Annotated in this window: 22 protein-coding genes; 13 read left to right on the top strand and 9 right to left on the bottom strand. The window is 31.2% G+C overall.

Translation table 11 applies throughout. The features are described from left to right. Position 1: 1 nt before the first annotated feature. Positions 2 to 424: a RapZ C-terminal domain-containing protein gene (locus FH779_RS05085; RefSeq protein WP_180906303.1), complete on the bottom strand. Its 423-nt coding sequence runs from the start codon at positions 422 to 424 to the stop codon at positions 2 to 4. After that, the gene (locus tag FH779_RS05090; protein WP_180906304.1) at positions 417 to 1,433 is read right to left on the bottom strand and encodes an aminoglycoside phosphotransferase family protein; all 1,017 of its coding nucleotides are present in this window, start codon (positions 1,431 to 1,433) and stop codon (positions 417 to 419) included. Before FH779_RS05090 ends, FH779_RS05085 begins: the two co-directional genes overlap by 8 nt. A gap of 105 nt (positions 1,434 to 1,538) precedes the next feature. Between FH779_RS05090 and FH779_RS05095 the strand changes: the two genes are divergently transcribed. Both FH779_RS05095 and FH779_RS05100 read left to right on the top strand, forming a co-directional pair. After that, positions 1,539 to 2,003 (top strand): hypothetical protein, encoded by a 465-nt coding sequence (locus tag FH779_RS05095; protein ID WP_180906305.1) that lies wholly within the window; start codon positions 1,539 to 1,541, stop codon positions 2,001 to 2,003. 76 nt (positions 2,004 to 2,079) lie between these two features. Further along, positions 2,080 to 2,715, top strand: coding sequence for an NAD(P)H-dependent oxidoreductase (locus tag FH779_RS05100; RefSeq protein WP_180906306.1), 636 nt, complete (start codon positions 2,080 to 2,082; stop codon positions 2,713 to 2,715). 49 nt (positions 2,716 to 2,764) lie between these two features. Here FH779_RS05100 and FH779_RS05105 read toward each other — a convergent pair whose 3' ends face one another. Then, positions 2,765 to 3,220: a hypothetical protein gene (locus FH779_RS05105; protein ID WP_180906307.1), complete on the bottom strand. Its 456-nt coding sequence runs from the start codon at positions 3,218 to 3,220 to the stop codon at positions 2,765 to 2,767. A gap of 54 nt (positions 3,221 to 3,274) precedes the next feature. Beyond that, positions 3,275 to 3,838: an NADPH-dependent FMN reductase gene (locus FH779_RS05110; protein WP_180906308.1), complete on the bottom strand. Its 564-nt coding sequence runs from the start codon at positions 3,836 to 3,838 to the stop codon at positions 3,275 to 3,277. Between the two features lie 137 nt (positions 3,839 to 3,975). Between FH779_RS05110 and FH779_RS05115 the strand changes: the two genes are divergently transcribed. From FH779_RS05115 to FH779_RS05145, 7 genes are all read left to right on the top strand, one after another. Next, on the top strand, positions 3,976 to 4,512 hold the full coding sequence (locus FH779_RS05115) for a GNAT family N-acetyltransferase (protein WP_317169017.1): 537 nt from the start codon (positions 3,976 to 3,978) through the stop codon (positions 4,510 to 4,512). Between the two features lie 124 nt (positions 4,513 to 4,636). Continuing rightward, positions 4,637 to 5,284, top strand: a complete 648-nt coding sequence (locus FH779_RS05120) for a 2OG-Fe(II) oxygenase (protein WP_180906309.1) — start codon at positions 4,637 to 4,639, stop codon at positions 5,282 to 5,284. A gap of 195 nt (positions 5,285 to 5,479) precedes the next feature. Beyond that, positions 5,480 to 6,157 carry a response regulator transcription factor gene (locus FH779_RS05125; protein WP_180906310.1) on the top strand — a complete coding sequence of 226 codons (678 nt, stop codon included), beginning with the start codon at positions 5,480 to 5,482 and terminating at the stop codon, positions 6,155 to 6,157. 3 nt (positions 6,158 to 6,160) lie between these two features. Next, positions 6,161 to 7,498, top strand: coding sequence for a sensor histidine kinase (locus FH779_RS05130; protein ID WP_244958027.1), 1,338 nt, complete (start codon positions 6,161 to 6,163; stop codon positions 7,496 to 7,498). Between the two features lie 72 nt (positions 7,499 to 7,570). Beyond that, positions 7,571 to 8,821, top strand: a complete 1,251-nt coding sequence (locus FH779_RS05135) for a TolC family protein (RefSeq protein WP_115000065.1) — start codon at positions 7,571 to 7,573, stop codon at positions 8,819 to 8,821. A 4-nt stretch (positions 8,822 to 8,825) separates the two neighbouring features. Then, positions 8,826 to 9,917 (top strand): efflux RND transporter periplasmic adaptor subunit, encoded by a 1,092-nt coding sequence (locus tag FH779_RS05140; RefSeq protein ID WP_180906311.1) that lies wholly within the window; start codon positions 8,826 to 8,828, stop codon positions 9,915 to 9,917. A gap of 3 nt (positions 9,918 to 9,920) precedes the next feature. Continuing rightward, positions 9,921 to 13,028 (top strand): efflux RND transporter permease subunit, encoded by a 3,108-nt coding sequence (locus tag FH779_RS05145; RefSeq protein WP_180906312.1) that lies wholly within the window; start codon positions 9,921 to 9,923, stop codon positions 13,026 to 13,028. A gap of 79 nt (positions 13,029 to 13,107) precedes the next feature. On the opposite strand, the gene trxB is transcribed toward FH779_RS05145, so the two are convergent. Next, complete coding sequence (gene trxB / locus FH779_RS05150) at positions 13,108 to 14,052, bottom strand: thioredoxin-disulfide reductase (protein ID WP_135834533.1); 945 nt, start codon at positions 14,050 to 14,052, stop codon at positions 13,108 to 13,110. 70 nt (positions 14,053 to 14,122) lie between these two features. Beyond that, a complete protein-coding gene (gene holA / locus FH779_RS05155; RefSeq protein ID WP_180906313.1) occupies positions 14,123 to 15,133 on the bottom strand; it encodes a DNA polymerase III subunit delta in 1,011 nt (336 codons plus the stop codon). 3 nt (positions 15,134 to 15,136) lie between these two features. On the opposite strand from holA, the gene FH779_RS05160 reads away from it, so the two are divergent. From FH779_RS05160 to FH779_RS05170, 3 genes are all read left to right on the top strand, one after another. After that, positions 15,137 to 15,589: a type I restriction enzyme HsdR N-terminal domain-containing protein gene (locus tag FH779_RS05160; protein WP_180906314.1), complete on the top strand. Its 453-nt coding sequence runs from the start codon at positions 15,137 to 15,139 to the stop codon at positions 15,587 to 15,589. Between the two features lie 451 nt (positions 15,590 to 16,040). Continuing rightward, a complete protein-coding gene (locus FH779_RS05165) occupies positions 16,041 to 16,535 on the top strand; it encodes a DUF7832 domain-containing protein (protein ID WP_244958028.1) in 495 nt (164 codons plus the stop codon). 21 nt (positions 16,536 to 16,556) lie between these two features. Next, complete coding sequence (locus tag FH779_RS05170; protein WP_180906315.1) at positions 16,557 to 16,973, top strand: hypothetical protein; 417 nt, start codon at positions 16,557 to 16,559, stop codon at positions 16,971 to 16,973. A 60-nt stretch (positions 16,974 to 17,033) separates the two neighbouring features. Here the strand turns inward: FH779_RS05170 and FH779_RS05175 are convergent, their stop codons facing one another. From FH779_RS05175 to FH779_RS05185, 3 genes are all read right to left on the bottom strand, one after another. Continuing rightward, the gene (locus FH779_RS05175) at positions 17,034 to 17,669 is read right to left on the bottom strand and encodes a carbonic anhydrase (RefSeq protein ID WP_125350207.1); all 636 of its coding nucleotides are present in this window, start codon (positions 17,667 to 17,669) and stop codon (positions 17,034 to 17,036) included. A 50-nt stretch (positions 17,670 to 17,719) separates the two neighbouring features. Beyond that, positions 17,720 to 19,264, bottom strand: coding sequence for a SulP family inorganic anion transporter (locus tag FH779_RS05180; RefSeq protein ID WP_038333625.1), 1,545 nt, complete (start codon positions 19,262 to 19,264; stop codon positions 17,720 to 17,722). Positions 19,265 to 19,367: 103 nt separating this feature from the next. Then, positions 19,368 to 19,727, bottom strand: a complete 360-nt coding sequence (locus FH779_RS05185; RefSeq protein ID WP_180906316.1) for a hypothetical protein — start codon at positions 19,725 to 19,727, stop codon at positions 19,368 to 19,370. A 189-nt stretch (positions 19,728 to 19,916) separates the two neighbouring features. Between FH779_RS05185 and FH779_RS05190 the strand changes: the two genes are divergently transcribed. Next, a complete protein-coding gene (locus tag FH779_RS05190) occupies positions 19,917 to 20,756 on the top strand; it encodes a hypothetical protein (protein WP_236688191.1) in 840 nt (279 codons plus the stop codon). Positions 20,757 to 20,766: the final 10 nt, after the last annotated feature.

The following is a 20,766-nucleotide window of genomic DNA, read 5'->3' on the forward strand; positions in this document are numbered from 1 at the left end:
ATTAATACGCCTCGTTTATCCAATTTTTTTCTTCTTGCACAACATGATGTAACGTAACTTGCGCTTCTGGAAATTTCTCTTGAATATGTTTTGCAGTCGCATCAGCAGAATAAACCGAACGATGTTGCCCGCCTGTACAACCAAAATTGATTTCTAAATTCTCAAAATCACGTTGCAAATAATCTTCAATTGAAATGTCAATAATTTGAAAAACACCTTCTAAAAAAACTGCAATATTAGTTTCTGTTTCCAAGTATTTTTTAACGTCTTCGTCGCGCCCTGTTTGCGTTTTATATTCCTTGATACGCCCTGGATTTAAGATTCCGCGACAATCAAAAACAAAACCTCCACCATTTCCAGTAGGATCGGTTGGAATTCCTTTTTTGTATGAAAAACTACGAACGTTGATATTTAATTTAGCCATTTATTTTATGATTTATGCGTTCTAACGTTTCTGGAAGAACAAGGATTTTTATAATATGTTTTAATTCTGGATAATTTTGTAATATAGGATAATCGATTATTGATTCTAAGTTTTTAAGTCCAAACGAAATACTTTCTAAAAAGTGTTTTTTTCGTTCAATAATTCCTCTCAACCCATAGGTTCCTAAAACTTGTAAAAGTCGAGCAACTACACAATATTCGTACGATTGACGAAAATCTATCGGAACTATAGTCGGAATTTGTTTGTTTAATTCTTGGTAATAAAATTCGTACAATTCTTTTTTAAATTCAAATGGTAAATTGGCTTTTGCTTGCCAAATTAACGAAACCAAATCATAGACAACAGGTCCATACAAACCACCTTGATAATCGATAAAATAAGGTTCATTTTGATGAATCATAATGTTGCGCGTTTGGAAATCTCTGAACACAAAACCTTGTGGCGAAAGTTTATCAAATTGAGACGCAAAACGATCAAAATCTTTGATTAATTTTCCTGCATTGTAATCAATTCTTAAGACATCTAAAAAATAAAAATTAAACTGAAATAAATCTCTCAAAATTAATGTTTTATCTAATTTAGGATATGAAAAAGTATGATTAAAATTGATTTTAGTTCCACCTTGAATTTGAGCAATTGCTAATTTTTCTAAAGTCTTAAAATAATAAGGTTTTGCTTTCTCGAAATCATTCAATACAATATTCATCAAAGTTTCGTCGCCTAAATCTGTTTGAACATAGGTTGTAAAATTATCTGAAACTGAAATAATTTCTGGAATATTATTGATAACTTTTTTTAAATCTAATGAAAACTGAATAAACACTTTATTTTCTTCGATATTAGAGCTTTCCGCTAAAATATACGATTGATTTTGATCAAAAAATCTCGAATAAACTCGAGCCGAACCTCCTCCCGAAAGTTGAGTTAAACTTTCAATTGCTTTTTGAGTAAAGTTTTCTTGCAAAAATTGAGCTGTAGTATCGTTCATCAGAATATTTTGCGAAAGTTACGCATATCAAAAATGATTTAAAAATATTTGTTTGCTGTAACTTTTTTCAAAATGCTGCATCTATTTAGTAAAAGAGAAACTAATATGAAAAAAATAGCATTTATTATCGCAATGATTTCGTTACAATCATGTATTACAGTAAAAGTTAATGCAGATGTTGACTCGAATAATTTTTATAGAAAAGTGGATAATCCAAATATCAAATCACAAGGAACTTTTTTTGACAAAGGAGTTGGAGATTCGAAATGGTCTAATTCGAATGGCGATAATTGGACAAAAGCGAAGTTTGAAGATGCTTCTGGAACGAGTTATATCAAGTTAAATATTTCGAAAAGCTTAACTGCTAATTTTCATTCGAATATCAAATTAGAAGGCGAAATGAATTTTGAAATTGTAGATCAAAATAATGAGGTTGTGTTTAATCGTCAACTTACAAATTCGAAAGAAGAAAATTTTACAGTTGATTTAGCAAAAGGTGATTATCAAGTTCGTTGGAGTTCTACGAATGCAACTGGAAGTTATTTTTTGGAATGGAAACAAGATAAATAACATAAATTTTAGCATATTTTTTGGTCGATCGATTACTTTTTTGATGTATTTTTAGAAAGATTTTAAATAAGTAATTATGTCTTTAATAGATGATTTGAAATGGCGTTACGCCACAAAAAAATATGATCCGTCTTTGATTGTTGAAGAAGAAGACGTTAAAAAAATTGTTGAAGCCGCTCGTTTAGCGCCAACTTCATCAGGTTTGCAACAGTTCAGAATTTTGGTTATAAAGAACAAAGAATTACAGCAGAAAATTGTTTCAATTGCCTATGATCAGCAAGCGATTGTAGATTGTTCGCATTTATTGGTTTTCGTGGCTTGGGATCGTTATACAGAAGATCGTATTGATGCAATCTATGATTATACAACGGATGAGAGAGATTTGCCAAGAGGTCGTTTTGGTTCATATACGGATAAATTGAAAGGAATTTATTTGCCTCAAACTTCTGAAGAAAATTTTGCGCATACTGCTCGTCAAGCATACATTGGATTAGGTTTTGCTCTTGCTCAAGCTGCAGAATTGAAAATTGATAGCACGCCAATGGAAGGTTTTGATAATGCTGAATTGGATGATTTGCTTGATTTGAAAGAAAAAGGAATGCGAAGTGTTTTGATGCTTCCTTTGGGATACCGAGACAGTGAAGATTGGTTAGCACCAATGAAAAAAGTTAGAAATCCGATGAAGGATTTTGCAACGAAATTATATGAATAACAAAAAAGCTTTCTCAGAACTGAGAAAGCTTTTTTGTTTATTGTATTTTTTAGATCAACCCAAACTGTTTGAAATGATGTGTAAAGTGTTTTTTATGAAATGTTTTCCAATCTTCGTATCCAATATCATTTAAAACTGGATTGACAATTTTAGCATCAGGATTTTCTGTAAAATAAGAATGGAATTTATCAATTTCTTGTTCTAATTTTTCTATTGAAGCTTCTAAAGAAGGGTAACGTAAATCCAGCAAACCATCCATTCCGTTTGCTTTTATCCCTTTTTGCATTTCATGATCAGATTCTAGTAAAAATGATTTGTATTGAGGAATTTGCTCTACAGGAATTCGACAAGGTACTGTTAAACCTCCATTTGAAATTTTAGTGGTTACAATCAAATGTTCAACCATATGTTGAGGTGTCATAATTCCCCATTCTGGCTGTTGATCTACTTTTAAACTTTTTAGTTTAGAAATAAGACTGGCTTTATCTTCAAAATTTAAAAACATATTTTTTCTGTGAAGTTAGTTAGTCGTATAATAATAATCAATAAAATTCAAGATTTATTTTGTTAGTTGTTCAAACCATTTTACATAAGCATCTACAAAATTCTGAATGAAACTTGTTGTTTTTTCGTTATTAAAATATCCATTTTCATCAAACACATCTGGTTTCAATTGTCCTAAATAGATTTCGGGTTGTTGCATGGTTGGAATATTCAAAAAGGTTAAGGATTGTCTCAAATGATGATTCGCTCCAAAACCACCTATAGCACCAGTAGAACTACTAATAACAGCACCAGGTTTGTTGTTCCAAACATTTTTTCCGAAAGGACGAGAAGCAACATCTAAAGCATTTTTTAGAACCGCTGGCATAGATCGATTATATTCTGGTGTGATAAAAATTAGGCCATCCAATTCAGAAACCTCTTTACGAAAAGCTGTGTAAGAATCAGGAACTTGATTATGATCATCAAAATCTTGGTTATAGAGTTCTAATTGTCCAATCTCAATAACTTTAAAGGAATATCCTTCGGGTGTCATTTTAATTAAGTTCTTAGCAATCTTTCTAGAATTTGCCTCCTTTCGTAGACTTCCTATAAAAAGTCCAATTGTTTTTTGAGTCATAATTTTATTGGTTTTTAGTTAGACTAAAGTTAGCTATTTGATTTCATTTTAAGAAAATTTACTTGGAAATTTCAATGAATTAATTATCATTTTTAATGAATATGGTATAAGAAAAATGTAAATTAGTATTGTATTAAATGAAACAAATGATAAATATTCAGCCCAATTTAGAAAATGATTTGGTAGTGCTCCAACCACTCAACGATAATGATTTTGAAGCCTTATATTTAGCTGCTTCCGATCCGAAAGTTTGGGAACAACATCCTAACAAAAATCGTTGGAAAAGAGATGTTTTTATGAATTTTTTCGAAGGTGCAATTCAAAGTAAAGGAGCTTTCAAGATTATTGATAAACAGACAAATAAAGTTGTTGGTAGTTCTCGTTTTTACGATTATGATGAGCAAGATTCGTCTATTTTGGTTGGTTATACGTTTTATTCGACGAATTGTTGGGGAAAAAGTTTTAATCCGTCCGTTAAGAAATTGATGTTTGATTATATTTTTCAGTTTGTTGACAAAATTTATTTGCATGTTGGCGCTGATAATATACGTTCGCAAATAGCAGTGGAGCGATTGGGTTGTAAAAAAGTGAAAGAAGAACAAATTGAATATTTTGGAGAAGAGCCAAAGTTAAATTTTATTTATCAGTTGAATAAAGTTGACTGGTTTAAGTAATTGATAATTAAAACTATTTTTTGAGGACAGATTTTTTCTGTTCTTTTTTTTGAAAAAAAACTCAAAAATATGATTATGTTTTTCGTAATAAAATATACTTTTACTGAAGTTTTCATAATAATGAATGAGTAATATTACATTAAACCCAATTTATGAAAAGATTATTGATGACTTATCAAATCAAAAATACTCTATTTCAGACTTTTTTTTCTCAACAGAGGAAACAAAGCAACTTCGCGAAGCAATAATTCGAAAAGAAAATAAAAAAGATTTTCATCAAGCAGCCGTTGGAAGTTCGGTTAACGAACAAATTGTAAAATCAATCAGAGGCGATAAAATCAGATGGATTGATGAAGAAAATAAAACAGAAACAGAAGAAATTTTTTTCTCAAAAATCAATGATTTTATAGAATATCTAAATTTAACATGCTATATGGGCATTGAGGAAAGTGAATTTCATTACGCCATTTATCCCGAAGGGACATTTTATCAAAAACACGTTGATGCTTTCAAGAATGATGATAGACGCACACTTTCTATTGTGTTGTATTTGAATGATGAAGAATGGAAAGATGAATTTGGCGGACAATTGACTTTGTATTTGTCAGATGAAAATAAGGTAGAAAAAGAATTAGATATTTTACCTCTTGCTGGTCGTCTGGCTGTTTTTGATAGCAAAACTATTCCTCACGAAGTAAAAACCGTCCATCGACCAAGATATAGTATCACAGGTTGGTTGAAAACCAGAGGAAATATTTTGACGTATTTATAATTAAAATTTGTAGTCGCTTCGAGATTTCAATCTCAATTCACAATAGATAAATATTGGCATCAATTTGAACGATTTAAACAATAAAAACAAAGCTCAACCATTGGTTGAGCTTTTTAAATTAAAAAACAATTAGAAAATATTTTAAATTCATTTTGTCTTAATCAATTTCATTAATTTTGAAAAAATGGAAAGTGTATGCAAATTTTAGTAATCGAAGATGATAAGCGAATTAGCGATTTTTTAATCAAAGGATTAGAAGAAAATGGACATTTGGTTACGCTTTGTAAAGATGCCGAAACGGTTTTAGATGAATTTCTTACGATTCAGTTTGATTTGATTATTTGCGATATTATGTTACCAAAAATGGATGGGATTCAGCTTGTGCAAACACTTCGTTACAAAAAAATATTCACTCCAATTTTGATGTTAAGTGCGTTGAATACGGTTCAAAATAAAGTTTCGGCTTTGGATTATGGCGCAGATGATTACATTACAAAACCGTTTCATTTCGACGAATTATTATCGCGCATCAAGGCTTTAACGCGTCGAAATCAGTTTCGTTCGCAAGAAGTTCCTGAAAATAAATTGATTTTTGATGACTTAGAAATCGATTTGGATCAATATAAAGTTTTTGTCAATAAAGAAGAAACAGAACTTTCTCCTCGTGAATTTAAGTTGTTGAATTATTTAATCGAAAATATAGATAAAACCGTTACTCGTATCCAAATTTTAAACGCCGTTTGGGGAATAACATTCGATAATCACACAAATGTAGTGGATGTTTACATTTCGTATTTGCGCAACAAAATCGAGAAAAACGGGACGAAATATATTCACACGGTAAAAGGCGTTGGTTATATGTTTAAAGCCTAAATTATGAAATTAAAACACCGATTAGCGCTTTATTCAGTCGTTATTTTCAGTATCATTATTCTGATTGTTTCTACAATTATTTACTTTTCTTTTTATACCGAAATGGAGAAAAAAGAGATCAAGTCATTGCAGAATAAGACACTTTTGGCTTCTATTTATTATTTAGAAAAGGACGAATTACCTGTTTTAGAACATAATAATATCAAAAGTCAATTAGAGAAGACGATTTCTCGAAAAAATATTTTAATTGTTGATCATAACAACAAAAAGTACAATGGAAATATGTCTTCAAACAATGATATTTCAACCAATTTTATAGAAAGTATTCGTGCCAATAAATCCGATTTTTTTACAAGTAAAGATTTCTTTTATAACGGAATTTTTTATCATGATAACGAAGGTGATTTTGTGGTAATCACGCGTGAATCTAAACAAGAATTTAATGAACAAATGGAATCGTTACTTCAAATTTTGATTTCGGTTTCATTGGTTGGGTTGATCTTTATTTATCTATTTTCTAATTTTTTAGGAGTGATTGCTTATGAGCCGATTACAAAAATTATTGAACAAATAAAAGAGCGTGATGCGAAGAATTTTACTGAACCTTTAAAGCTCAATAAGTCGTATGCAGAGATTGAGGATTTAATCAAAACCTACAATCATTTTATTGATCGAATGGCGCAAACTTTTAATGTACAAAAGAATTTTATCGATTATGTTTCGCACGAATTACGAACGCCAATTACTGCATTATTAGGAACTTTAGAAGTAACGAATCATAAAAAAAGAACGCTCGAAGAATACGAAAACGTGATTGTACAACTGAAACAATATACCAATGATTTGCAAGAAACGTTAGACCAAATGATGTTGCTTTCGGGTGCAAAAACGAGTTTTGAATTTAATCAAATTCGAATTGATGAAGTAGTTTGGCAAGTGATTGAAAATGCTATTTTGTATCATCAAGCACGTATAAATGTGGATTTACAAGTCGAAAATAATCAATTGTTAACCATTCAAGGAAACGAAAAATTACTAGAAGTTGCGTTGAATAATTTAGTAAGTAATGCAATAAAATATTCGAACAATCAACCGATTTTAGTACAGTTTTTAGAAATTAATCATCGTTTGCAAATTCATATTTCCGATTTAGGAATTGGTATTTTAGAAACTGATATCAAACAAATTAAACAAAACTTTTTTCGAGGAAAAAACACGCAAGATTTTCAAGGAAAAGGTATTGGGCTTTCGATGGCGAATATTATTCTTACACTTCATCAAATTGATATAGAAATTGTTCCGAATAAACCTAAAGGAACGATTGTTAAACTCATTTTCTAATCTACTTTTAATCTAACTTAAAACTCACCTTAATCTTACACTTTTACTTTTGAATTTTCAAAAAGAGTAGAAGTGAAGAAGATCTATTATACAGTAATTCCAATTGTTCTTGCGATACAAACACAGGCGCAGAATGTAACGTTGGACAATTTAGAAGCCGCGTTTTTACAAAAAAATTATGCGCTTATTGCGAATAAATTCAATGTAGACAGAATTGATGCTGAAATTATTCAGGAGAAATTATGGCAAAATCCAACGTTGAGTATTTCTGAGGTTAATCTTTGGAAAACTTATAATGTAGAAGAACAGCCTTATTTATTCGGTAAATACGGGAAAAATCAACAAATTTCTGTCGAATTAGAGCAATTAATTGAAACCGCTGGTAAACGAAAAAAGCGTGTTGCGATTAAAGAATTAGAGAAGAATTCGGCACTTTTTGAGTATGAGGAATTGTTGCGTGAGCTGAAAAAGGAATTAAGACAAACATATTTTTCGTTGGCGCGTATTCAATCTGAAAAGAAAGAATTGCAAAATAGCGTTGATTTGTTTGAACAAATGATGACGCAATATCAGCGACAAGCAGATTTAAAAAATGTTCCAAAAGCAGATTTTTACAGACTTCAAACCGAATTAATTGGTTTACAAAAAGATCAAATTGAGCTAGAAAATCAAGAAATTGAATACATCAATAAACTTCGATTGTTAACGCAAAACTCAGATTTAAATGTAAATGAAATCGATTTTTCAAGATTCAATTCTCACTCCAAATCAATTCCATTTAATGCTAAACAATTAGCGAAAGAGCAAAATATAGCGTTAAAAAAACAAGAGAATGAAATCAATTTAGCTGAAAAACAATTGATTTTAGAAAAAGCACAACGTACACCAGATTTGGCTTTTCAAGTAATTTATGATCGAGGTGGAAATATTATGCGCGATTTTGTAGGTGTAGGTGTAAGCATTGATTTACCGATTTTCAATACGAATAAAGGAAACATCAAAGCTTCTGAAATTGTACTGAATCAACAACAAATCACCAAAAATGCCTTGAATTCTGAATTAGATATTTCGATTGATCGACTTCAAAATCAAATTAGTCAATTGGATAAAGCACTTATTCAATGGAAAAAATTGAACAATCAAGAGCAATTAACTATGATTGACAATTATAAAAAACATCTCCAAAATAAACAAATCACTTTATTAGAATTTATTGATTTTACGCAGGCTTATCGCGAATCTCAAAAAGCTTATTTGGATTTATTGGAAAATTATCAAAACACATTCGAAGAACTAAATTATATCGTTGGACAAGATTTATAAAATGATGAAAAAAACTTTTTATTTTTTAGCTGCTTTTACTTTGGTTTTAAGTAGTTGTAACAAGCAAGAAACCGAGAAAGAAGTGGTAAAAGAAAACAAATTTTGTTTGAACGAGCAATTGAAAAAGTCAACCGAAATTGTACCAGTTTTGCAGCAACCAATTCACGAACAATTAACCTTGTCAGGAAAAATTGAATATAACGAAAATGATTTAGTTGGCTTTAAAAGTTTGCTACAAGGAGTGGTAGATAAAGTGAACTTTGAATTAGGCGATTATGTGCGTCAAGGTCAAGTTTTGGCAGTTGTAAAATCGAACGAAGTACTAGATTTGGTACAGCAAAAGCGTTATCATCAAAATCAAATGGATTTGATTCGAAAACAAATTAAGTCGAAAAAAGAATTGTTGAATGATGGAATGGCTTCTCAGCCCGAAGTTACAGAGGCAGAACACGAATTACAATCAGCGCAAATTGAAATTGATAAAATCAATGCTACCTTGAAGATGTATCGTGCAGTTGGCAATGGTCAATTCCAGATTTTATCACCTAAAAATGGTTATATCGTTCAGAAAAACATGAGCGTTGGTCAGTCTATTATTTCTGATTCAGATGAAAATCTTTTCTCTATTTCAAATCTAAAACAGGTTTGGGTAATGGTAAATATTTACGCCAATAATCTGCAATATGTAAAAAAAGGAGATGCTGTAAAAGTGAAATCTATGGCGTATCCTGATCGAATTTATGTTGGAAAAATTGATAAAATATACAATGTGTTTGATGAAAATGAACACGTTTTGAAAGCGCGTGTTGTGTTAGAAAATCAAGATTTGAACTTGATGCCAGGTTTGAGTGCAGATATTATTATCGATAAACAAAATATTGTAGGAAATGCATTTGCGATACCAAACAAAGCCAAAGTTTTTGAGAACAACAAGGAATATGTGGTGGTATATAAAAATGATTGTACAATGGAAATTCGAAAAATTACGACGATTGGTCAGAATGAAGAATTCACATTTGTTAGCGAAAAGTTTGCTCCAAATGAGAAAGTTATTTCTCGAAACGCTCTAATGATATTTGAGGAATTAAATAAATAATAAATGAAAAAGTTAGTACAATCAGTCGTAACTTTTTCGTTACGAAATACAACCTTTGTTTTATTTGCTGTATTTGCATTACTCTTTGCAGGTATATTTTCTTTAAAACATACACCAATAGAGGCATTTCCGGATGTAACAAATACTAGAGCTCGTATTATAACACAATGGCCAGGAAGAAGTGCTGAGGAAATGGAAAAATTGGTGACTCTACCAGTTTCAAAAGTAATGAATAGTATTCCGCATAAATCTAATATTCGTTCAATTTCTCTTTTCGGATTATCTGTTGTAACGGTTCAGTTTGAAGATGGAGTAGATGATTTTTATGCACAACAATATGTATCGAATAAATTGAGTGGAGTTGATTTACCAGAAGGAGCTGATGCAGATATTGAACCGCCTTCTGGTGCTACAGGAGAGATTTTTCGTTATGTGATCAAAAGTGATTTACCGATCAAGGAAGTTACCGCGATACAAGATTGGGTAATAGAACGTGAATTGCTTTCTGTATCAGGAGTTGCAGATGTTGTAAGTTTTGGTGGAGAAGAAAAAACGTATGAAATTAAAATTAATCCAACAGAATTAAAGAATTATAATTTATCGCCTTTAGATGTTTATGAAGCAGTTTCTAAATCAAATATAAATGTTGGTGGAGATGTGATTCAACAAGGAGATCAAGCTTATGTGGTTCGTGGGGTAGGTTTGTTGGATAAGATAGAAGATATTGGGAATATCACGGTGAAACTAAATGGTTCTACACCAATTTTGATCAAAAATGTAGCAGATGTTGTTGTTTCAAATAAACCTAGATTAGGGCAAGTTGGTTATAATGAAAATGATGACATGGTTGAAGGAATTGTAGTGATGTTACGTGGTGAAAATCCATCCGAAGTCATTGGAAATCTGAAAGCGAAGATTGAAGAATTAAACACAAGAACTTTACCAGATAATGTGAAAATTGAAACAGTTGTAGATCGTACCAAATTGGTGGATAATACAGTACATACGGTTTCTAAAAATATTATTGAAGGTATTTTATTAGTTTCATTAATTGTTTTTGTTTTTTTATATAATTGGAAATCAACATTTATTGTAGCTTCGGTTATTCCGCTTTCCTTTTTATTCGCAATTATTATGTTGAAAATACAAGGATTACCAGCGAATTTAATTTCAATGGGTTCATTGGATTTTGGATTATTATTAGAAGGAACTTTGGTAATTGTGGAAACAGTTTTTGTTGCTTTAGCAACCATGCAACATAAAGTAGGAGCAGAACGTTTCGCGAAAATGAGTAAAATGGGCGTTATAAAGAAAAGCGCAGGAAGTGTAGCTTCTTATATTTTCTTTGCTTTACTTATTCTTATTGTTGCTTTATTACCGATATTTTCATTCCAAAAAGTGGAAGGTAAAATGTTCTCTCCTTTAGCATTTACATTAGGATACGCATTATTAGGATCTTTAATATTAAGTCTAACTTATGTTCCTGCAATGTGTAAGTTGCTTTTTAAGAAAAATATGGAGGAGAAAGAGAACTTTATTACTCGATTTTTTCAGAAAACTATTTTCGGATTATATGAAACCGCATTTCGTTATAAAAAAGCAACAATAGGAATCTTTTTAGGAATTTTAGCTCTTTGTTTGTTTAAGTTCTCGCATTATGGATCAGAATTTCTTCCAAAATTGAATGAAGGAGCAATTTACATTCGTGCAACTTTACCAAATAGTGTCAATTTACAAGAATCAACTCGATTAACAAAAGAGATGAAAGAGTTGATGCAGAAAGATTGTGATGAAATTGATTTTATTTTAACACAAACAGGTCGTCCAAATGATGGAACAGATCCAACAGGATTCTTTAATATTGAATTTAATATTCAATTAAAAGATAAAAAAGATTGGAAGCGCAAGGTTTCAAAAGAAGAGATTATTCAAGAGATGCGAGATAAACTGAATCATTATCCAGGAATTGTATTTGGATTTTCGCAACCAATTCAAGATAATGTCGAAGAATATGTCGCTGGTGTAAAAAGCTCATTAGTTATTAAGATTTTTGGTGATGATTTGTACGATTTAGAAAAATATGCAAATAAGGTAGCGTCATCTATCGAAAAAGTAAATGGAATAACGGATATCAATGTTTACAAAAATATTGGATTACCTGAACTTAGAATAGAGTTGAGTGATTCAAAAATGGCGAAATATGGTATTAGTACAGCGGATGTTCAGGCAGTAATTGAAATGACAATTGGTGGACAAGCAGCTACTAAGTTTTATGAAAATGATCGACAGTTTGATGTTATTCTTCGTTTTCAGGAAGCTTATAGAGATACTCCTGAGAAAATTGGAAATATCTTGATTCCGACAAGTAACGGGAACAATGTTCCTTTGCAGGAAATAGCTACAATTGGTTATCAAACAGGACCTGCTTTTATTTATCGAGAAGGAAATAGTCGATATATCGGTGTAGGATTCAGTATAGAAGGTCGTGATTTAGGAAGTACAATCGATGAAGCGAAGAAAGTAGTGGCCAAAGAAGTTAAATTACCGAAAGAAAATTACATGGAATGGGCTGGTGAATTCGAAAGTAAAGAGCGCGCAGCAAAGCAATTAGCAATGGTCGTTCCCATTTCGTTAGTTTTGATTTTATTATTATTGTACACTAATTTCGGAAATGTAAAAGACACAGCGATAGCTGCATTAACACTGCCTTTTGCTTTTATTGGAGGATTTATTTCGCTTTGGGTAACAGGAACTATTTTTGGTATATCTGCGGGAATAGGTTTTATTATTCTTTTTGGAGTAGCAACAATTGATGGAATTGTTTTAATTGGTGTTATTCGAGATAATTTAAAACATAAAATGCAATTAAAAGAAGCAATAGTTAATGGTGTTAAAAGTAGAATACGCCCTGTTGTGATGATTGCGCTTATGGGATCGATGGGATTATTACCAGCAGCACTTTCTACCGGAATGGGATCAGAAATTCAAAAGCCTTTGGCAATTATGATTGTAGGAGGATTAATCATTTGTTTAATTTTATCCTTTACAATTCTTCCAGTTGTATTTTATTATGCCTATAGAAAAGAATATCAACAGAAATTCCTGAAATAATTTGTAGTTGTTTATTTTATTAAAAAAAATAGCGAGCATTAGCTCGCTATTTTTGTATTTATATATTTCTTCTGAAAAATTATGCTTCAAAGAATTCTGCAACATAACGTTCTGCGTCTAATGCAGCAGCGCAACCAGAACCAGCAGCAGTAATTGCTTGTCTGTAAACAGAATCTTGTACATCACCAGCAGCAAAAACACCAGGTACATTTGTTTTGTACGAACGATCTTGCGTGATTAAATATCCAGTTTCGTCCATATCCAATTTACCTTGGAATAATTCTGTATTTGGTTTATGTCCAATCGCGATAAAAACTCCATCAACGATTAATTCTTTTTCTTCGTTTGTAACATTGTTGATGATTTTAGCTTTTTCAACAACATTGTTTCCTTCCAAACCAATTAATTCGTGATTATATAAAACCTCTAAATTATGTGTATTTGCAACACGATCTTGCATCGCTTTAGACGCGCGCATTTCTTCTTTACGAACCAATAAATAAACCTTGTTACAAAGTTTTGATAAGTAAGTTGCTTCTTCAGCAGCCGTATCACCACCACCAACTACAGCAACATCTTTACCGCGGTAAAAGAAACCATCGCAAGTTGCACAAGCTGAAACTCCACTACCAGCGTATTTAGTTTCATCATCTAAACCTAAATATTTCGCAGTTGCACCAGTCGAAATAATGATAGAACGCGCTTGGTAAGTTCCATTGTTCGATTTTACAGTATGTACATCACCTTCTTTTTCTCCAAAAGTTACTTCCGTTACATATTCGTATTTTATTTCAGTTCCAAAACGCTCAGCTTGTTTTTGTAAATCAGCCATCAATTCTGGTCCAGTAACTGCTTCTGGATAACCTGGGAAATTCTCAACATCTGTAGTTGTTGTTAATTGTCCACCTGGCTCCATACCAGTTAAAATCAAAGGATTCATGTTCGCGCGTGCAGCATAAATTCCCGCTGTATAACCTGCAGGTCCAGATCCTATTATGATAACATCTCTTACGTTATTTTCCATTGTGTTGTTTTATTTTTTACAAATTTAGTATTTCTTATTTAGTTTTATCGATTCTATAAATAGATGAAAATTATAGATTCATAATTTTATACACTAATTCAATTAATAATTGGCTTGGCGTCACATTTCCAGTAGTTCCAACACCTTTTCCTTTCAAATCATATTCACGAATAAATGAGATAATTCTCGTAGCTTTTTTCAGCGGATAATTACTTGCAGCCGTCATCATTCCTTGTACAAAGTAGGGGTTAATTCCTAAGACTTTTGCCAAATTTTGCTTCGATTTATCGGGTGTAACATGAATTTGAATGATGTTAGTAAACAGATTAAAAATTGTTGTGATTGAAACGACGTACGGATTATCCTTCGGATTTTTCTCGAAATATTTAATGATTTTGAATGCTTTTTCGATGTTCTTCGTTTCGATTGCATTACGAAGTTCAAAAACATTATAATCTTTACTAATCCCAATATGTTTCTCAATATGATTTGGTGTGATAGTTTTATCCGCACCAACAATTGTAAAGAGTTTTTCTAATTCATTATTCAATCGAGATAAATCAGCACCCACATATTCTGTCAACAAAAACTTTGCTTTTGGTTCAATTTTAAATTGATTAGCTGCAACTTTCTGTTCTATCCAAGCAGGTAACTCGCTTTCATAAATTTTTTTGAATTCGTGGTAATACCCTTTTTCATTCAGAACTTTATAGATTTTCTTGCGTTTATCAAGTGAATTTCCTTTGTAATTGATGATTAAAACCGTAGAATCTTGTACTTGATTTGCATACATTTCTAACTGATCTATCGAACGGCTAAGATGTTGCGCTTCTTTTACAATGACTACAGATTTTTCTGCACCCATCGGGTATTGACGCGCCATTCCAATCAATTGTCCAACTTCTACATCTTGTCCATAAACTATTGTTTGGTTAAAACCTTTTTTTTCTTCTGTTAAAATATTCGCTTCCAATAAATCAGTTACCTGATCGATGAAAAACGGCTCATCGCCCGCCAAGAAGTAAATCGGTTTATAGTTTTTGTTTTTTATATCTTTGATCAAAGATTCTACAGGACTCATACAATGACTGAATTAGTACAATTAAATTTTTCCGAAAAATACCAAATAAGATTGAAACAAGCCCAAGATAAATTGTATATCTTTTGTTTGATTCGAAAAAAATGGTTGGTCTATACGCCCGAAGAATGGGTTAGGCAACACGTTCTGAATTATTTAATCAACGATTTGGGTTATTCTACTTCGGCGATTGCGTTGGAAGTTGCAATTGATATTACAGGAATGCGAAAACGTGCAGATATTGTCGTTTATCAGCAAGAAAAGCCATTTATTATGGTAGAATGTAAAGCGCCACATATTGTAATTTCGCAAGCAACTTTTGATCAAATAGCGCGTTACAACATTGTGTTAGGTTCTCAATTGTTGATGGTAACAAATGGTTTGAATCATTTTTATTGTATGATGGATTTTGTTCAAAAAAGATATAACTTCTTGAAAGAGTTGCCGAAGAAAGGATAATTTGAAAATGAGCTAATGTGTTGATGTGAAAATTTGTCAATTCGAGCGATTTTAATGGATCTTGACTACGTTTCAAAACGTAGCTGACACGTCCCGAACGTAGTCGACGTGGTTTTAAACCAATCTGAGTACGTTCCGAAGTAAGCTAGCTTTGTATTTTAGTAAGCTGATGAGGTTTTGCACCTAGTTGATGAGGTCCAGAACTTAGCTGACCATGTCAGGAACGTAAAATTTGGGGTTAGGTTACCTCGTTTTCTTGGTTCGTAATCAAGCCAGCTTGGTAAAAGACACCGTCAGCTTGGTAAATTAGGAAGCTGACTAGGTTCAGAACGTCGTCAGCTAAGTCTTTAAGTAAGTTTGCTGAGTAAATTAGATTATTAACGAATTGATTTGTAATTTAAATTAAATGAATTTGAAAAAAATATTTCTACTTATAGTACTTGTTTTGAATGTGAATTGTTTAAAACAGAAAGAAAGTTCTTCTAAAGAAATTTCTAAATATGATGATGCTTCTTGGCATTATGGAAATGATTTTCCAAAAGATTTAGCTCAAGAAAATGCGTCAACTCATATTGGAATGTATATGAAGTGGTGTATTGATAATGATTTAATTTCTTCAGAGTTGAAAAAAGATTCACAAGCAGGAATTGATTCTGTGAAAAATAACATAATAACTGGAGCTGAGTTTATTAATAGTTATTCTGATGGTAAGTTTTTATCTACTGATTTAAGTGATATTGGAAGAAAATTTACAAATGATTATTACGAAGATAATAGTGATTTTTCTAAGAATAATGGATCATATTTAGATGATTACATAAAGATATTCGAGAAGATAATTGACAAAAAATCTGTTTATCATGTTGAAGATTCAGAACAAAATTATTTACTTATTAAAGCAAAGATTGATAGTAAATTTAAGGAATGGAAAAAAATATACTTCTAAACAACAAAAGCCAATTTAATAATGAATGAAAAAGTAGAATCTATATTAAATAAATTATTATTGAATGCAAGTTTGTATTCAATTGAATATTCGGGTATTTTATCGTTTAAGTTTTCAATTAGTAATAAATCAATTTATTATGATAAAATTGATGAAGTAATAATAGAATTTGTATCTGGATGTAAAATATTTAATATGATTACAAATTTTAATATTGATAATAACGAATTATTTGAGTTAGTATCATTGGATATTTCGAATGTTAAACTATTTGATGATAAATTTTTAGAAATTTATATTGATGATAGATATATTATTAGAGCTTTAGAAGATAATTTTGTTTTGAATGATGTTAAATGGATTATTAAAAACAAATTAAATAATTATAGAATATTTTATGATGGTTATAAAATAGAAACTATAGATTTAATTAAATAACAAAAGCCACTCGCAGAGTGGCTTTTACATTACTAAAAAATATCTAAAGAATTAATTGTTTTATAACCAAGTTACAACGCCTGAATCTACACAGTAGTTTGCACCTATTATCTTGATTTTCCCTTCTTTTTCTAAGGTATTCAAGGTTGTACTTTGGTTACGAATATCTTCTATTGTTTGTATAACGTTTTGGTGATTTAATCTTTCTAATAAATCTGCATTTTTAGAAGAACGTTCTTCACCTTCTTGAATGATTTCGTCGATAATAGGATTGAAATGATCAACCAAATGACACAAATTATTCATTCCAGTTTTGTGAATTGCTTCAGCGTCTAATCCGCCTTTCAAAGCGCCACATTTAGAGTGTCCTAAGACAACAATCAATTTAGAGCCAGCCACATTTGTTCCAAATTCCATTGAACCTAAAATATCTTGATTAACGAAATTACCAGCAATTCGTACACTAAAAATATCTCCTAAACCTTGATCGAAAATAAGTTCTGCAGAAGTACGGCTATCAATACAGCTCAAAACAACCGCAAACGGCCATTGTCCCTCTCTTGTGTCATTCACTTGCGAAAGTAAATCTCTGTTTGCTTTTAAATTTTGAACAAATCTTGCATTTCCTTCTTTTAAAAATTCTAACGCTTTATCTGGAGTTGTTGTTGCTTGAGTTTCTGATGTATGTGCTTTCATTATATTTAATTTTATTGTGTGTGTTTTAATTTTTATATGTTTTTTACAGATTAATGAGCTCCGGCAACTAATACGTAACCAAAAAACTCTCTGAATGATGGTGGATTATCGACTGTTCCACGTTCGGAAATTAGTCGAATATTAATGTTATTATTTTTTGCTTTGACTTTAAATTCATCTAAATATTCAATAATATCATAATCTAAAATTCGTGTTTTACGAACATCTAATTCAAGATTAGAACCAGGTTTCAAACCATCTAATTCTTTTACAATTGCACCGCGATTTACAAACGTTACCTCCTCAGCAAAATTCATATGGAAAACATTTCCTTCTTTCACCAACATTACGTGCGAGTTATTGTAAGATTTGATTAAGGAAACCACTACACCAACAATAAGACCAATGATGATACCCTTTAATAAATCTGTTGCCAAAATTGCAATAACTGTTACTGCGAACGGAATTAACTGATCTTTTCCTAATTTTTTCATATCCAAGAATTGTTTCGGATTACCTAATTTGTATCCAATAACCAATAGGATAGAGGCTAAAACCGCATTTGGAATTAAATTTAAAAACATTGGAATAGAGATCACACTCACTAATAATAAAACACCGTGCGTAATTGTAGAAAGTTTTGTAAGTCCGCCACTCATTGCATTTGCAGATGAACGTACAATAACTTGCGTAACAGGTAAACCTCCAATTAAACCAGCTAAAGAGTTTCCGACACCTTGTGCAATCAATTCTCGATTTGTAGGTGTTTGACGCTTTAAAGGATCTAATTTATCAGTTGCTTCTACAGATAATAAAGTTTCTAATGATGCTACAATTGCGATGGTAAATGCAACTTGCCAAACCATAGGATTTGTTAATCCAGAGGCGAAATCGGGCATAGTAAATTGTCCTAAGAAATCTGAAACACTTTCAGGAACAGGAACTTTTACTAATAAATTGTGGTCGATAGAAAATACTTCGTGGTTGGTATCACCAATTGTAACTTGGTACAAAATACCCACTAATACAGCTACTAATGATCCTGGTAATAATTTGAAAAAGTTTGATTTTTTTCCTAAAATATTATCCCAAACAATCAAGATAAATAAAGAGATTGCTGTAATAATAATCGCTCCTGGCGTGATAAAATCTAAACTAAAATTACTAAAACTAAACGTTTCTGTATATCCTAACGCTAACGGAATTTGTTTCAAGAAAATTGAAATACCAATCGCGCACAACATTCCTTTAATCACCGAAGATGGAAAGTAATAACCAATAACTCCAGCCTTTAGAATACCTAGTAATATCTGAAAAATTCCGGCGATAACAACCGCGACTAAAAATAGTTCGTAAGCACCCAAATCTGTAATAGCAGTTAATACAATAACGACCAAACCAGCCGCTGGACCAGAAACACCAATTTGAGATTTAGAAATAAGACCAACAACAATTCCTCCTACAATTCCCGCAATAATTCCGGCAAATAAAGGCGCACCACTGGCCAACGCAACACCTAAACATAAAGGCAATGCAACGAAAAAGACAACAATACTCGCAGGTATGTCCTTTTTCCAATTTTGAAAAAGATTCATAATAGTTTTAAAATGAATTATTTAATAATTTGAAATGATAAAAATAAATTTGCTGTCCATTCAATAGATTTGAATAGAATGATGCAAAAAATCAATTAAAAAATTAAACTAATTCAGGAGGTGGAGTTGTCACACCATTGTCTAAAGACGCATATGCATTAGAATGATGAAAATCCGAATGTGTAGTTTGTTTCACATTAAAAAATGTAAACAATTTTATTTCGTGGAAATAATGTATTTTTTCTGTGATTTCGCTCGAAGAATTTTTCTGATTATTTTCTTCTTCAGTTGAAGTTTGAGAAAACAAAGCTTTTTGATCATTGTCAGAAGAATCTTTTTTGTCTTGTTGCTCCATTCTCATCTGATAATCTACATAACCCGCCAACCCTTGCATGTTCGTACTGAACACCAAAAGAAGCGTGAAAAAAATTCCAATGCTATGTTTTATCAGGTAGTCTTTCATTATGTCACAAAAATATATTTTAATTTTTAATTACAAAATAGAGAACATCATTTTTAATAAATATTTATCATTTTATTTTATGACGCTTAACAATGTTTATTGATTTTAAATATTGTCTAGATATAAAATTGATATCATAAATCATTTTTACTCAATTTTTTTAAGAATAAATTTGCAAAAAGTTAAATTTTGAGAAAGTATATAAGTGTAATGTTTTTAGTTGCTTTAGTTGCAACTACTTTCGGGCAAGGAAAAAATAATAAAGGTAAATTTTATGTTTATTGGGGTTGGAATCACGCGCAGTATACAAAATCAGATATTCAGTTCAAAGGAGATGGATACGATTTTACGTTAGATAATGTAGCAGCTCATGACCGTCAAACTTCTTTTGGAATCAAGTATTTCAATCCAAGTTCTATGACGATTCCGCAATATAACTTCCGTTTAGGTTACTTTGTTTCGGATAATTGGAATATCTCTTTCGGGATTGACCACATGAAATATGTGATGGATCAAGACCAAGTTGTAAAAATGAATGGTCACATCAACACAGGTTCAGATTACGATGGAACATATAATAATGTTGATCAAAAATTAACAGAAGATTTCTTAACGTTTGAACATACAGATGGTTTGAACTATGCTAATTTAGAGGTTCGTCGTTTTGATAATATTCAACATTTCCCAATTACAAAAAATGGAAAAGGAATCGATGTTAACGTAACAGCTGGTTTGGGAGCAGGGATTTTATATCCACGTTCTAACGTAAAATTAATGGGTAACGAACGTTATGATGAGTTTCACTTAGCAGGTTTTGCTACAGCTGCAATGGTTGGGATCAACTTTACTTTCTGGGATTATTTCTTTGTACAAGCCGAATTAAAAGGTGGATATGCTAACTTAAGTGATATTCGTACAACTGCAAACAAAGCTGATAAAGCAAAACAGGATATTGTGTTCTCTCAACAAAATTTAGTTTTTGGAGCAATTATTCCAGTTTTTACTCATAAAAATAAGTTAAACTTTTAATTAAGTAGTT

The sequence above is a fragment of the Empedobacter falsenii genome (genome assembly GCF_013488205.1).
GTDB lineage: Bacteria > Bacteroidota > Bacteroidia > Flavobacteriales > Weeksellaceae > Empedobacter > Empedobacter falsenii_C.

What these genes read in the sequence shown, in the direction of transcription:
- FH779_RS05105 (WP_180906307.1), bottom strand. Translation starts at nt 3,220, where the DNA reads ATGTTTTTAAATTTTGAAGATAAAGCCAGTCTTATTTCTAAACTAAAA.
- FH779_RS05170 (WP_180906315.1), top strand. Translation starts at nt 16,557, where the DNA reads ATGAATGAAAAAGTAGAATCTATATTAAATAAATTATTATTGAATGCA.
- trxB (WP_135834533.1), bottom strand. Translation starts at nt 14,052, where the DNA reads ATGGAAAATAACGTAAGAGATGTTATCATAATAGGATCTGGACCTGCA.
- FH779_RS05085 (WP_180906303.1), bottom strand. Translation starts at nt 424, where the DNA reads ATGGCTAAATTAAATATCAACGTTCGTAGTTTTTCATACAAAAAAGGA.
- FH779_RS05100 (WP_180906306.1), top strand. Translation starts at nt 2,080, where the DNA reads ATGTCTTTAATAGATGATTTGAAATGGCGTTACGCCACAAAAAAATAT.
- FH779_RS05185 (WP_180906316.1), bottom strand. Translation starts at nt 19,727, where the DNA reads ATGAAAGACTACCTGATAAAACATAGCATTGGAATTTTTTTCACGCTT.
- holA (WP_180906313.1), bottom strand. Translation starts at nt 15,133, where the DNA reads ATGAGTCCTGTAGAATCTTTGATCAAAGATATAAAAAACAAAAACTAT.
- FH779_RS05140 (WP_180906311.1), top strand. Translation starts at nt 8,826, where the DNA reads ATGAAAAAAACTTTTTATTTTTTAGCTGCTTTTACTTTGGTTTTAAGT.
- FH779_RS05145 (WP_180906312.1), top strand. Translation starts at nt 9,921, where the DNA reads ATGAAAAAGTTAGTACAATCAGTCGTAACTTTTTCGTTACGAAATACA.
- FH779_RS05125 (WP_180906310.1), top strand. Translation starts at nt 5,480, where the DNA reads ATGCAAATTTTAGTAATCGAAGATGATAAGCGAATTAGCGATTTTTTA.
- FH779_RS05130 (WP_244958027.1), top strand. Translation starts at nt 6,161, where the DNA reads ATGAAATTAAAACACCGATTAGCGCTTTATTCAGTCGTTATTTTCAGT.
- FH779_RS05090 (WP_180906304.1), bottom strand. Translation starts at nt 1,433, where the DNA reads ATGAACGATACTACAGCTCAATTTTTGCAAGAAAACTTTACTCAAAAA.
- FH779_RS05095 (WP_180906305.1), top strand. Translation starts at nt 1,539, where the DNA reads ATGAAAAAAATAGCATTTATTATCGCAATGATTTCGTTACAATCATGT.
- FH779_RS05110 (WP_180906308.1), bottom strand. Translation starts at nt 3,838, where the DNA reads ATGACTCAAAAAACAATTGGACTTTTTATAGGAAGTCTACGAAAGGAG.
- FH779_RS05180 (WP_038333625.1), bottom strand. Translation starts at nt 19,264, where the DNA reads ATGAATCTTTTTCAAAATTGGAAAAAGGACATACCTGCGAGTATTGTT.
- FH779_RS05120 (WP_180906309.1), top strand. Translation starts at nt 4,637, where the DNA reads ATGAGTAATATTACATTAAACCCAATTTATGAAAAGATTATTGATGAC.
- FH779_RS05115 (WP_317169017.1), top strand. Translation starts at nt 3,976, where the DNA reads ATGAAACAAATGATAAATATTCAGCCCAATTTAGAAAATGATTTGGTA.
- FH779_RS05160 (WP_180906314.1), top strand. Translation starts at nt 15,137, where the DNA reads ATGACTGAATTAGTACAATTAAATTTTTCCGAAAAATACCAAATAAGA.
- FH779_RS05175 (WP_125350207.1), bottom strand. Translation starts at nt 17,669, where the DNA reads ATGAAAGCACATACATCAGAAACTCAAGCAACAACAACTCCAGATAAA.